Consider the following 13,206-nt stretch of genomic DNA (forward strand, 5'->3'; position numbering starts at 1 on the left):
TTCCCCATGAAGCGCTTTCATGTTCATTTGCACGTCGACGACCTGGCCAGAAACATCGGCTTCTACTCCCGGTTGTTCGCGCAGGAGCCGGCACGCGTCGAATCGGATTACGCAAAGTGGATGCTTGACGACCCTCCAGTGAATTTCGCGATATCAACGCGCGGCGCTGGCGGAGGCGTAGACCATTTCGGGATTCAAGCCGATAGCGCAGAGGAACTGGAGGCGTTGAAGTTCAGCGCTGAGACTGCCCGCCTGGTCCTAGAGGATCAGGGGGAAGCATCCTGCTGCTACGCCCGCAGCGAGAAATACTGGATCACAGATCCACAAGGTCTGGCCTGGGAACACTTCCACACGCTCGGCATCATTCTGACCTATGGCGCGCCAGCCGGCCAGGCCACCGCACCGATCTGCGCTGCACCGCAGGTAAAAGCGCCGGCGCCCACTAGTTGCTGCACCCCGAAGGCAACCATCTCCACTCGCTGCTGCTAGGAATTTCTATGTCGCACTCACCTTTTAACGTGCTGTTCCTTTGCACGGGTAATTCCGCGCGTTCAATTCTGGCCGAAGGGCTGCTCAATGGACTCAGTCCTGATCGTTTCCGGGCGTACTCCGCCGGCAGCACACCCAAGGGCGAAGTCCATCCCCTGGCACTGAACGCCCTCAAATCGTATTCGCTGCCGACAGGCGGCTACCGTAGCAAGAGCTGGGACGAGTTCGCGGGCCCCGAGGCTCCAAAGATGGACTTCATCATCACGGTGTGCGACAACGCGGCAGGCGAAGTTTGCCCCGTGTGGCCCGGCCATCCGATGACTGCGCATTGGGGTGTGCCGGACCCTGCCGCGCATGAGGGAAGCGAAGAAGAACGCATCAAGGCCTTCCACGACGCAGCGCGCATGCTCAAGCGTCGTATCGAACTGTTCCTGTCTTTGTCGCTTGATCGCCTTGACGCCATGTCGCTCCAGGCCGAGCTGCGTGGTATCGGCCAGCCGCGGGAGTAGTCCGATGACGTCCAATACTCAGGCGGCGCCGGCTCCGCGACAACGCCCCGGGATGAGTGTATTCGAGCGCTACCTCACGCTTTGGGTCTTCCTTTGCATCGTGTTGGGCGTAACGCTGGGCCAGCTCATGCCGTCGTTGTTCCAGACGATTGGACGCCTAGAAATCGCCCAGGTAAACCTGCCAGTTGGAATCCTGATTTGGGTGATGATCATTCCGATGCTGCTCAAGGTGGACTTCGGTGCACTAGGCCAGGTCAAGCAGCATTGGCGCGGCATCGGCGTGACGCTCTTCATCAACTGGGCCGTCAAGCCTTTCTCGATGGCCTTCCTGGGGTGGCTTTTCATCCGCCAAATTTTCTCCCCTTGGTTGCCCTCCGACCAATTGGATAGCTACATCGCCGGCCTGATTCTCCTGGCCGCGGCGCCGTGTACTGCCATGGTCTTCGTCTGGAGCCGGTTGACCGGTGGCGATCCGGTCTTCACGCTGTCCCAGGTGGCTCTGAACGACACAATCATGGTGTTCGCCTTCGCGCCCGTGGTTGGACTATTGCTGGGTCTATCGGCCATCACCGTTCCGTGGGACACGCTCTTGGTGTCAGTCGGGCTGTACATCGTGATTCCGGTCATTCTTGCCCAGCTCTGGCGCCGCGCACTGCTTCGCCGCGGCCAAATGGCGTTTGAAACGGCGCTGGAGCGAATCGGGCCGTTCTCGATGGCGGCGCTGCTCCTGACGCTGGTACTGTTGTTCGCATTCCAGGGCGAAGCCATCATCGGCCAACCTCTGGTGATCGCAATGTTGGCCGTGCCGATCCTCATCCAGGTGTTCTTCAACTCGGGCTTGGCGTACTGGCTCAACCGCCGCGTTGGAGAGAAGCACAACATTGCGTGCCCATCTGCGCTGATCGGTGCATCCAACTTCTTTGAGCTTGCCGTCGCCGCCGCGATCAGCCTGTTCGGATTCCAGTCTGGCGCTGCCCTGGCTACTGTCGTGGGCGTGCTTATTGAGGTGCCCGTGATGTTGCTGGTCGTGCGGATCGTCAATCAGAGCAAAGGCTGGTACGACGCCGGCGCCAAGCGGAACTGATTCGTGCCCGGCGCCCCGATTCGAGTAGTCGGCACACTGGGAACCGCTCAGACCCTAGCCTGGGCGTCGTCCTACTACTTGCCCGCGATGTTGGCAGCTCCGATAGCCCGCGACTTGGGCGTACCTGCGCCCACGGTATACGCGGCCTTTTCGCTCGCCATGGTCGCATCAGCGTTGGTAGGTCCCTGGGCAGGACAAGTGATCGATCGTCGCGGCGGGAGAATCGTCCTGGTCAGCACGAGTTTGCTGTTTGCGTCGGGGCTGGGAATGCTTGCCGCCGCTCAAGAGGTGTGGACAATGGTTGCCGCCTGGCTCGTTATCGGGGTGGCGATGGGATCCGGACTCTACGAAGCGGCCTTCTCCAGCCTGGTGCGCCTATATGGTCATCATGCCCGCGGCGCCATCACCGGGATTACGCTGATTGCTGGGTTCGCCAGCACTGTGGGTTGGCCGCTTTCTGCCTGGATGGAAGCCCAGTTTGGTTGGCGCGGCGCTTGCCTGGGGTGGGCAGGTTTGCATCTATTGGTCGGCCTGCCTCTGAATGCCTGGCTCCCTAGGGCGGCAGCTGTCTCGAAGGCAGAAATCCCAAGTGCCTCCAACAACGCACACGTCCAGTCGTCCCCACCTTCTTCCGAGCCGAAACAGCGGGTGTACGCCACGGCCCTCCTTGCCTTCGTCTTCGCAGCAACGTGGTTTATCAGCACTGCGATGGCAACGCATTTGCCGCGAATGCTGGAAGCCACAGGCGCGACGCTCACAGCTGCGGTGGCGGTCGGCGCGCTAATCGGTCCCGCACAGGTGGCTGGACGCCTGCTTGAGTTTGGATTCCTGCGCCAGGTTCATCCGTTGTGGTCGGCCCGGCTGGCGGCGCTTGCGCATCCCGCCGGCGTTGCGGTGCTGCTGACCGGCGGCCCCGCGATGGCCCCGGTACTCGCCATTCTGCACGGGGCTGGCAACGGCATTCTGACCATTGCCAAGGGCACATTGCCCCTGGCGTTGTTCGGCCCTCAGGGCTATGGCGCTCGCCAGGGCTGGTTAATGATGCCGGCGCGAGTCGCGCAAGCGGCTGCCCCGTTTCTCTTCGGCCTTGCCTTGGACTCCTGGGGGGCCAACGCGCTGTGGCTATCCGGTGGCATTGGCTTGGCCGCATTCGGCGCGCTTGTGGTGTTGAGCGCGCGGCCCACGGCCAATTGAAATTCTAGTTTTGTATCAACAGAGAGATGTCATGAGTTCCATCACGATCTATCACAACCCTGCCTGCGGGACATCTCGCAATGTCCTCGGGTTGATCCGAGATAGCGGCGAAGAGCCGACAATCATCGAGTATCTGAAAACTCCACCCAACGCTGAAACGCTAGGGAAGCTGATTTCCGCTATGGGTATACCGGCGTGCGACGTGCTGCGACAAAAGGGAACGCCCTACGATGAACTGGGATTGTCGGATCCGAAATGGACTGAGGAACAGTTGATCGGTTTTATGCTCCAGCATCCGATCCTGATCAACCGCCCCATCGTGGTGACGCCGCTGGGCACTCGGCTGTGTCGGCCGTCGGAAGCAGTCCTGGACATCCTGCCCCAGGCCCAACGTGGTGCTTTCAACAAGGAAGACGGCGAGCCTCTGATCGACTCGGAGGGCAATCGTGTCTAAGGTTCTCGCCGATTTGCCCAACGTTGACCCGTCCCTGTTCGCACAACCGAGCACGGCCGAGTTGTTTTCGCCCGCGCGAGCTACCCATGCGCCTCGCTTCCTGCTGCTGTACGGGTCCTTGCGCGAGCGTTCCTACAGCCGCTTGGTCGCCGAGGAGGCCGCGCGCCTGCTTCAGGCCCTAGGTGGCGAAACCCGGCTGTTCAACCCCTCCGGGCTGCCGCTGGTCGACGACGCCAGCGAAGACCATCCAAAGGTCCGAGAGCTCCACGAACTGGTCCAATGGGCGGAAGGCATGGTGTGGAGTTCACCAGAGCGCCACGGCGCGATGACGGGATTGATGAAGACGCAGATCGACTGGATCCCGCTGTCAGTTGGCGCGGTGCGCCCGACGCAAGGCAAGACGCTGGCGGTCACGCAGATTTCAGGAGGATCGCAGTCATTCAACGCGGTGAACCAAATGCGGGTTCTGGGGCGTTGGATGCGCATGCTGACCATCCCGAATCAGTCATCGGTCGCCAAGGCTTATCAAGAATTCGACGATGCCGGTCGAATGAAGCCCTCGCCCTACTATGACCGACTCGTCGACGTCATTGAAGAGCTTATGAAGTTCACTCTACTCACACGCGATGTCGCGCCATACCTGGTAGACCGCTACAGCGAACGCAAGGAATCTGCCGCGGCCTTGTCCGCACGGACGAGGCAGCAATCGATATAGCCCAAGGGGTTCGAGCGCTCAAAATTGCGCTATCTCGCGCGCTGGAGGAATGTCGGCTTTGGGTCGTTAGCACCCCTCAGTCGGAGCACACTGAATCTCCCTTTACTCAAAAGGAGATTGTCATGGAATCCGAGAATGCCGCCGTTGACCGTCGTGTGCCATGGAACAAGGGCAAACTCACCGGGCAGAAGCCGCCGCTAAAGCTCGGAGAAATTTGGGCAATCCGAACGAGACTCCAGATAGCATCGAACATCCGGGAACTCGCGATGTTCAATCTCGCGATCGATAGCAAGCTTCGAGCTTGCGATCTCACGCGATTGCAGGTGCAGGACGTCCGTCATGGAAGCCACGTGGCCGCGAGAGCCACCGTCACGCAACAAAAGACCCAACGTCCAGTCCAATTCGAGATCACGGAACAAACCCGTGAGAGCCTTGAAGCATGGATTGATGTACGAGGCCTAAAGGCGGCGGACTTTCTGTTTCCCAGCCGGTTGCATGCGTCGCCGCATCTGTCGACTCGGCAGTGCGCCCGGATTGTGCATCGCTGGGTCGCATCGATTGGCCTCGACGATACCGCATATGGAACCCACACTATGCGCCGTACAAAAGCCTCGCTGATCTACCGTCGGACGAAGAATCTTCGAGCGGTACAGCTGCTGCTCGGGCATACGAAGCTGGAAAGCACAGTTCGCTATCTCGGCATCGAGGTCGACGATGCGCTAGAGACGGCTGAACAAACAGAGGTTTGATGCATCCCGGCCGGCGCGCGGTCGCTTGCCGGCCATGAGCGGAAGTTCGCTTTGATTCAGTATCTCCTCAACCCGATTTCCCGTGGCGGCAGCGGCCTCATCGCATACCTCTTCCCTCTGCTTTCGCAGTCTCTAGTGAAAGAGAGAAATAAAGTCGGTCGCAGTTTTTGGCAGGATGCTCCCGAGTCCAAGCAAGAGCGAGCCTGCAGGCGAAGGAACAAGCCCCGGAAGTAAGCAGCCCACCTCCAGGGCTTCACCGGAAATTAGGCCATGATTGGAAGTCAGTCACCGTGCCGCAGCGTTGCAGAACCGCTGCCCTCCCCCGGCTTCGCGCCGTGCCTAGAGCGTCCGCCGGGGCACGCACATTTCGCAGACAGACGTGCCCCGGACGGTGATCGTCAGCCCCGCGCGCTATCAGTTAAGCACGATGTGCAGGGGCCATGGTCGGTCCCGAAAACCAGAAGCACGCACCGCCCTCGTCGGCGTGCCTGTGAACCGCGGTGAGTGCCAGCGCCGTGCTTAAAAGACTGCGGCTCGCGATCTGGGTGCGAAATCTCTAGGTCCTCGCGACGCACGGACGGCCCGATCAAAGGGGCCTATTTCAACGCCACAACCCCAGGTGGTTTCCACGTTCCTGCGCCAGCCGGCAGGATTGAAGGCGGCGACTCCTTGGGCCAATACAAGCGCATCACGAGGTAGACGGTGTCATTCGGCGCAGGCAGCCAGTTGGCTTCGAGCGCCTTGCCGGGCGAATCCTTCTGGATGTAGAGCGTGAGCGAGCCGTCGGCATTCTTTTTCATCGTCGGCACCATCGGCGAATTGATGAGATACCGGTTGATGGGGTTCTTGATCAGAAGCTGACTCTTGCCGTCGTACATGGTCACCGACCAGAACGCGTTGACAGGCGGAAGCTGTCCGGCAGGGAAGGTGATTGTGTACTTGTGTTTGCTGGTGTCGATGATCTCGCCGGTCGCCGTCACGCGGGTGATGGGATACATGGCTTCGACGTCATCGTTTCCGTAGACGCCGGACTTGGCGCCGGCAGCGCGCTTCAGCCAGTCGCCCTTGTAGTAGGTACGATCGCCAAAGAACGAACCGATGTTCCAGCCATTGACATTCTTCACCCCGGTGGCCACGAATTTTTCTATCTTCTCTTCGCCTTCCTTCATGGCTAGCAGGACGGCAGCCTTGTGTTCGAGTGAAAGATCCTTGAACTCGAAAGTCTTGCCCGGGCCAATGCCGATGCGCGCGAGCCTGGCCCGAAGCTCCCTGTCTTCCGGTGTCATGGGAACGTACTGAAGCGCAGCATCCAGATACTCGAAGTAGTTCTGCTTGATCCCGGCAGTGGTGGCCGGCAGGAGCTTGAGGGGCGGCGCGGCCGGCGGCGCTGGTTGCTTCAGAAATGCGGAAAGCGGCTGGGCCTTGTAGCCTGCCTGCACGTTTTCGACGTTCTTGATGTCCTTGGGGTTGAAGAGCTGGGTGCGGATAAGCGCGAGCGAAAACGGGGTTGTCGAGGTGAATACCTTCTTGATATTCGCGGGCTTCTCGCCCTTCCAGTCCGGTCCCACGACCATGTAGTTGCCCGGCGCGTTGCCGGTGGCGCGAGTGCCGATGTAGCCGTAGTTGTACGTGTTGCTGTCTATCAGTTGAACTGCGTAGTAGCGCCGCTTCTCCACGGCAGGCACCGAGATCACCATCGGCTCCGCGCGCAGGTCCAGCCAAACAAAGGAGTAGGGCGTGTCGCTGTTGGGCGTGACGATCGCCGTATCCTGATAGGTGGCGACGTGGTGCTGGTTGTTTATCTTATTGAAGGGTGCCTTGAACTGGCTGGACTTCGAGTCCACCGCGAACTCGTACATCACTGCGTAATTCATCACGATGGGCAGGCCGTAGATGAAGGCTTCCTCGGCAATGGCTTTCGTTTCGGCGATGCTAGGTGCAGCGATGCCTGCGGCCTTGTCCACTTGGGCCGCCTGCGAAACCGGGTCGCCTTTTTTTGCGCAGCCGCTTGCCAGCGCAAGCGTGATGGCGATGATCGCGACGCCTTGCCAGAGGCGGGGTGGTTCGTGTTGGGACGTTGGTATGTACATGGGCTTCCTTTGTGCTTGAGCGGGATGAAACGGAAGGCTTGCTCCGTTACATGGGAAACATCAACTGCACTTGGAGACGCAATGACCAACGGGGGGGTTATCTGGCCGCTCGACGTTGTAGTAGGCCGATGCCTGCAGGTTCACGCGCAGTTTCCGAGCAGCCTTTGCAAGCTCCCAGTTTCTTTCCTGCGCTTGTACCGCCATGGGTGAGAGCGCCGCCGTGAAAATTGCGACGTGCAAGCTGTGCCGCATGAAACGGAATTGCATTGCGCATCCTCCGTGAAATCGGGCATCCCGTCAGTGAGTTGGATTGGAGCGATGATGACGGGTACGAGGCGATGCTGACATAAGCGCAAACACCCATGCGCCAAAAAGCAACAAATGCGAGCTGACCGAACCAGGAGGTAGCACCCAAACTAAAGATGCATCGGCATTGCCCTTTCGGACAGTTGCCAACCCATTGGGACCGCGGTCATCATAGCGCGAGTCGCTGCAACGGCGCAGCGATCATGATTTTCAAATAACAAGGTCAATCATGAATACTGAATCTCATTCACTCGTGAAATGGGCCGCGATCGCCACTGCCATGGTCGCTTTGACGGCAGGCGGCGCCAGCAAGAACGTTGCTACCGCACAGCCCTTCAAGATGACGACACCTATCGCGCCGGGCGTCGCCGTGCCGAATAAGATCGATTCGTCGATCGGAACCCTGAACCTCGATTACGGCTATCCGTCGACCGAAACTGTCGACAAGATCTACGACAACCTGGATCGTTCCCGGGCGCTCCAGGCCTATTTGCTGGCGATCCCGATTGTCAACCAGGCCGGCATGCGCGAGTCGCTGCGCACGTTCGGACCCGACAACCAGACGAATGTGATCTGGGAAAATCTGATGGATTCGAAGACCGTCGCGTTGACTGGCAACGACAATACGATCTACAACTTCATGTGGATCGATACGAGGAAGGGTCCTGTGGTGGCCGAGATTCCGCCTAAGGTGCTCGGAGTGGTCGACGACTTCTGGTACAAGTGGGTGGGCGACATCGGCATTACCGGAGCCGACAAGGGCGAGGGCGGCAAGTACCTCCTGTTACCGCCCGGATTCAACGGCGATATTCCAGCCGGGTATCACGTCTTGCGGCCGAGCACCTTCGGCAGCTACCTCGTCTTTCGCTCTTTTCTCGTAGACGGCGCCACCCAACCTGCGGTCGAATCGGCCAAGAAGAACCTGCGCCTTTATCCCTTGGCCGAAGCCGCGAGCCCGTCCAAAATGAAGTTCGTCAATGCCTCCGGCCTCCCAGCGAACTTCGTCGCACCGGGTGATTATTCGTTCTGGACCTTGCTGAACCAGGTCATCCAGGAAGAGCCGGCGGAGGGTTCCGATCCCACCACCCTGGGCCTGTTCGCCTCGATTGGCATCGTCAAGGGCAAGCCCTTTGCTCCCGATGAGCGGATGAAGATGATCCTTACCGATGCCGCCAACATCGGCGCGGTGACGGCACGCACCATCGCCTTCAAGATTCGCCCGAAGGATGCGTATTTCTATCCGGACAGTGGGTGGCGCCTGCCGTTCCTGGGCGGCTACAAGTTCGAGTCTGCGCCCGGAGTCAGCAACCTGGATGGTGCCGTCTTCTACTACTACTTTGCCATCGCCGTAACGCCGGCGATGGAGGAGAAGATGGTGGGCCGAGGGTCGCAGTATCCCTGGTCGGTCCAGGATGCGAAGGGCAACCCGTTGGATGGCGGCAAGAACTACAAGCTGCGCCTGCCGCCCAATGTCCCGGTCAAGGATTTCTGGTCGATCATCGTCTACGACAACCAGACCCGCTCGATGGTGCAAACCGACCAAAAGGCCCCGAGCGTCAGCAGCCAGAGTAAGGGCGTTAAGACCAATGCGGACGGCTCGGTGGATGTCTACTTCGGACCGAAGGCCCCGGCGGGAATGGAGAACAACTGGGTGCAGACGATTCCGGGCAAGGGCTGGTTCATGCTCCTGCGCCTTTATGGTCCGCTGGATCCGTGGTTCAACAAGACGTGGCGGCCGGGCGAGATTGAGCTGCAGCCCTGATCGACGCCGACAGGAAGCTGGTCAGGAACTCAACGGCGGTCCGCGAACGGGCCGTCGTTATTCTGGTGCGCCCAGCATGGGCGCACGACGAGAAGAAGGCCGCGAAAGTGATCCCCTCAAGAATGTGCGACGTTGCAGGGGCTTTGGTAAAAACTGGGCAACAAAGCTCGACGTTCTCGTTGCGAATGACTTTGTTCCACCCCAACCGACTTTATTTATCGTTTTCACTAGTGTGTTGCAACGACCGGTTGAATGCACAGTCGAAAGCGCAGATAGTGACAAAAGTGGGCCCCAAAATTTCGGGGCCCAATGAGGTATCAATTAGTGAAAACATACCATTATCGCTAGTTAGCCATGAACGCCAATCGACTGCATTCGGCCAGAAGCGGACGAGCATCGGACCGAGCTCTCGTATTGGAGGCTGTACCGGGCCACGCCAGAAACGACGGACCCAAAGTAGAAATACCTGCAAGTCAATCTTCGAACGGGAAGTACCATGTCGCCCTCGCAACGCTTAGTTAGCCCGGGAGCTTTGCGGAGGATACGAAAGCGTAGCCGGTCTGTTGCAGCAACTGAAGCTCACGCCGTTGTCAGCCCAGCGAATCGCCGCCCGTTCGGATGATTCGGCCTACATGTTCAGATCGATTCGAAGGAATACGTAGCCTGCCTAGAACCCAATGGCCAAGCCGTCACGCCGTCCATCGGAGCCGCCAAGGAAGACGCCACGGCTATGGTCAACCCATATCGCGTGGCACGTACCCAGCGGATTGGGCGAGACGGTGGGAAAATGTCCCTTCTCGCGTAGCGCGGCCCAGATCGATTCCGGCACCGTACTTTCCATCTCAAACGAATCCCCACGAGCCAACATGCGCGGATGCTCGATGGCCTCCTGAACCGACATACCATAATCAACGATATTAGCGAGTACCTGCATTTGCCCCGCTGGCTGGTAGTGTCCGCCGGTAACTCCGAAGGACATCACCGCTTCGCTCTCCTTGGTCAGCATCGCCGGAATGATGGTGTGCATGGGGCGTTTACGCCCGGCGATTTCGTTGGGGTGTCCGGCCTGCAAGCTAAAGCCACAGCCTCGGTTATGCAAAAGCACACCCGATTTGCATGCCATCAGACCACTGCCAAAGTCATCGAATAGTGAATTGATGAATGCGACGACAGTCCCGTCAGTATCCGCCACGGAGATGAAAACTGTATCTTTGTGCTCTGGCATGATGAAAGACTGTACGTCTTCGATACGCCGGTCTTGACTGATCCGTCCCACATGCTGCTCGATGCGCGTCGCTGACAACCACTGGTCAACACTGAGCGGATGATGATTCGGGTCGCACAGGAAGGCGTCGCGTTCGGCATAAGCAATCCGCGAAACTTCGGCCTGCAAATGAAAGCGTTCGACGCTCAACGGCCCATATGCAGAAAGGTCGAAGCGGTTGAGCATGGATGCGATCTGCAAGGCGACAATCCCCTGCCCACTTGGTGGGCACTCCCAAAGGCGATAGCCACGATACTCCGTGGAAATGGGCTGCACGTACTCCGCGTTGTACTCAGCCAGATCTTCCAACTCCATGACTCCACCATGTTGCCTAAGCGACGCCACGATGTCTTCTGCGATCCAGCCTTCGTAGAATGCGTCGGCGCCGTTCTCTGCGATGGCGCGCAATGCCTTGCCCAGCTTCGCGTTGAATCGCCGGTCACCTACGGTGGGCGGTCGCCCCTGTGCCAGGAATATCTCCTTGACCTCAGACGTTCCGGAAACTTTTTCGGCACTGCGCGCCCAATCGCGTGCCAAACGCTCCGTAACCAGATAACCCTGCTCCGCCGACGCGATAGCGGGACAGAACAACTCTTCGAATGACCTGGTGCCGTGGTCTTTCAGCAAGAGTTCCCAGGCACGCACGGCGCCCGGGACTGTGACTGCGTGGACGTTATCCGCCGAGATATTCTCCAGGCCCGAGTCCCGCAAATGTTCCGCGCTGGTACGCCGAGGAGCCCAACCGGCTCCATTGAGAGCGATAACTGGCTGGCCACGCTTCTTGATCAGCACAAAGCAGTCTCCGCCAATACCCGTTTGGGTAGGCTCGACCACGGCGAGCATGGCGGCAACAGCTATAGCCGCATCCACCGCGTTGCCGCCCGAGCGGAGGATATCCAGGCCAGCCAGCGCGGCGGCGGGATTCGAGGTGGCCACCATCCCTCGCGAGCCCACTGAGACGGGGCGACCCGGAAATTCAAATTTACGCATAGCAAGTCCCCTTATGTAGACTTAATGGCCGAACCTGTCAGCAATGGCGAGAAAGCCACTGATGAGGCATACACTGCCGATCGCGACAATGACTACGTTGGTCAAACGGCCTTTGTATTGCTGTAAAGCCGGCACATTCCGGAATGCGTAGACAGGCAGGAAATACACAACGAAGACGCTCACCGGGACCAGCGCAACCTTGATCAGGTTAAGCACATCAAAATTTGCGATCGCAAACGCAGTCGTGACAACGAAGATGAACAACGCCAGGACTCTCGGAAATGCGCGGCCGTTTAAAAAGTGCTCGGGCAACCGCAGGACAATTCGCCCAAAGCTCTTCGCGCTCTCTTGCGTTGCAAGATAGTGAGCAAGAAAGGACTTGATTACAGCTGCGAACACGATCGCCTGGGAAGCAATTGCCATCGCCGGCGTATCAAATTTCCGCGCGAGAAATGACACGACGGTCAAATTGGACGCTTTTGCCTCGGCCAGCTCTTGGGGAGACAGAGCAAAAATGGTGCTCCACGAAAAAAATAGAACTGTCGCCACTATCAGCGTGACGGCAACAGCCATGATTTGAGTCACCTTTCGAGCGGCCTGACGTCCATAATGGCGCTTTTGAGCCACAACAAAGCTGGAGGTTATTGACGTAAAGCTGAAGGCGAATACCAACATGGGTATCCCCTTCCAAACGTCAATCGCTATCGCCTCCGTTCCTCCGAAATCAACAGCCGTCGACAACATGGCCGAATTCCAATGAGGAATGGACAAAAGTCCGAAGACGACAATGGCAACGATGAATGGGAAGACAATGCTTCCCATGATCTTGACGATTGTGGTGGTCCCGTGCCGCACCAACAACATCAAGAAGCACACGGCAATCGGAGCGACGATCCAGCGCGACAGGTCGCCGAGGGTCAGTTGCGTCCGGACGAAGTCAATAATGGTGTTAGTAAGCGTAATGGTGTAGATCGTCATCGAAGGAAAGACTGTCGCGAAATACAACCCGATCAGGACTTTCCCCCACTTCGAGCCAAGATACTCGTTCGTGGTGTCCAGAATGTTCCCGTCTCTGCCCCCTTCCGTAGAGCCGGCCAACACGTACTTGGCCAGGCCAAGATAAGGAATGAACGTAATCGGAAACGCTACTAGGGACAAAATAACCATCGGCCAAAAACCCGAGAGTCCAAGGCTGACCGGCAGAAATAGCGTTCCCCCACTCACCGCCGTCCCATAGATTCCTAACACCCACAAGGTGTCGTGCCTGCTCCACCCCGTGGCCGTTAGACTAATGTTGCCCGCGACGGAATGCGCCTTCATTGCAACCCCTCGAATTTTCTCCCGACCTTGCGACCAGCGATCCGCCAGTCATTAAGAACGGGGTAATTGTGTCCGCCAGGTGATGGCGGAAACGTGAATCGCAGCATGGTTTGTCTCCGTTAGCTTTCTTGGTAGTTCAATCTGTGGGCGCAGCAACGCCCGCCGCCTGCGTTGGACGGTCGTTATTCAGAAGTGGATAGCGTCACGCGGCTCAACGGCGGCGGTTAGTACGCCACTCATGCGGACGTACTGCGTAGGCGTCGAGCCGCGTCATATGTTG

The 13,206-nt window shown here is 58.6% G+C and carries 12 protein-coding genes; 8 read left to right on the forward strand and 4 right to left on the reverse strand.

Translation table 11 applies throughout. From position 1 onward, the window contains the following. Window positions 1–6: 6 nt before the first annotated feature. From FOC84_RS10490 to FOC84_RS10520, 7 genes are all read left to right on the forward strand, one after another. Entirely contained in the window at window positions 7–489 is a 483-nt protein-coding gene (locus FOC84_RS10490) for an ArsI/CadI family heavy metal resistance metalloenzyme (RefSeq protein ID WP_173144365.1), read from the forward strand. A gap of 8 nt (window positions 490–497) precedes the next feature. After that, complete coding sequence (locus FOC84_RS10495) at window positions 498–998, forward strand: arsenate reductase ArsC (RefSeq protein WP_173144366.1); 501 nt, start codon at window positions 498–500, stop codon at window positions 996–998. A gap of 4 nt (window positions 999–1,002) precedes the next feature. After that, window positions 1,003–2,082, forward strand: coding sequence for an ACR3 family arsenite efflux transporter (arsB, locus tag FOC84_RS10500; protein ID WP_173144367.1), 1,080 nt, complete (start codon window positions 1,003–1,005; stop codon window positions 2,080–2,082). Window positions 2,083–2,085: 3 nt separating this feature from the next. After that, complete coding sequence (locus tag FOC84_RS10505) at window positions 2,086–3,276, forward strand: MFS transporter (protein WP_173144368.1); 1,191 nt, start codon at window positions 2,086–2,088, stop codon at window positions 3,274–3,276. 31 nt (window positions 3,277–3,307) lie between these two features. Beyond that, window positions 3,308–3,730, forward strand: coding sequence for an arsenate reductase (glutaredoxin) (arsC, locus tag FOC84_RS10510; protein WP_173144369.1), 423 nt, complete (start codon window positions 3,308–3,310; stop codon window positions 3,728–3,730). Beyond that, complete coding sequence (gene arsH, locus FOC84_RS10515; RefSeq protein ID WP_173144370.1) at window positions 3,723–4,445, forward strand: arsenical resistance protein ArsH; 723 nt, start codon at window positions 3,723–3,725, stop codon at window positions 4,443–4,445. The genes arsC and arsH overlap by 8 nt, the downstream gene beginning before the upstream one ends. Before the next feature lie 122 nt (window positions 4,446–4,567). Then, entirely contained in the window at window positions 4,568–5,194 is a 627-nt protein-coding gene (locus FOC84_RS10520) for a tyrosine-type recombinase/integrase (RefSeq protein ID WP_173144371.1), read from the forward strand. Between the two features lie 596 nt (window positions 5,195–5,790). Here the strand turns inward: FOC84_RS10520 and FOC84_RS10525 are convergent. Beyond that, entirely contained in the window at window positions 5,791–7,284 is a 1,494-nt protein-coding gene (locus FOC84_RS10525) for a DUF1254 domain-containing protein (RefSeq protein ID WP_173144372.1), read from the reverse strand. 60 nt (window positions 7,285–7,344) lie between these two features. Then, the gene (locus tag FOC84_RS10530) at window positions 7,345–7,551 is read right to left on the reverse strand and encodes a hypothetical protein (protein WP_173144373.1); all 207 of its coding nucleotides are present in this window, start codon (window positions 7,549–7,551) and stop codon (window positions 7,345–7,347) included. A gap of 268 nt (window positions 7,552–7,819) precedes the next feature. Here FOC84_RS10530 and FOC84_RS10535 point away from each other — a divergent pair, with 268 nt between their 5' ends. After that, window positions 7,820–9,352 (forward strand): DUF1254 domain-containing protein, encoded by a 1,533-nt coding sequence (locus tag FOC84_RS10535; protein WP_173144374.1) that lies wholly within the window; start codon window positions 7,820–7,822, stop codon window positions 9,350–9,352. Between the two features lie 667 nt (window positions 9,353–10,019). On the opposite strand, the gene ggt is transcribed toward FOC84_RS10535, so the two are convergent. Beyond that, the gene (gene ggt, locus FOC84_RS10540; protein WP_173144375.1) at window positions 10,020–11,606 is read right to left on the reverse strand and encodes a gamma-glutamyltransferase; all 1,587 of its coding nucleotides are present in this window, start codon (window positions 11,604–11,606) and stop codon (window positions 10,020–10,022) included. A gap of 21 nt (window positions 11,607–11,627) precedes the next feature. Beyond that, on the reverse strand, window positions 11,628–12,926 hold the full coding sequence (locus FOC84_RS10545) for a hypothetical protein (RefSeq protein WP_254241947.1): 1,299 nt from the start codon (window positions 12,924–12,926) through the stop codon (window positions 11,628–11,630). Between the last annotated feature and the right edge of the window lie 280 nt (window positions 12,927–13,206).

It is taken from the genome of Achromobacter pestifer (genome assembly GCF_013267355.1).
Lineage (GTDB): Bacteria > Pseudomonadota > Gammaproteobacteria > Burkholderiales > Burkholderiaceae_B > Achromobacter > Achromobacter pestifer_A.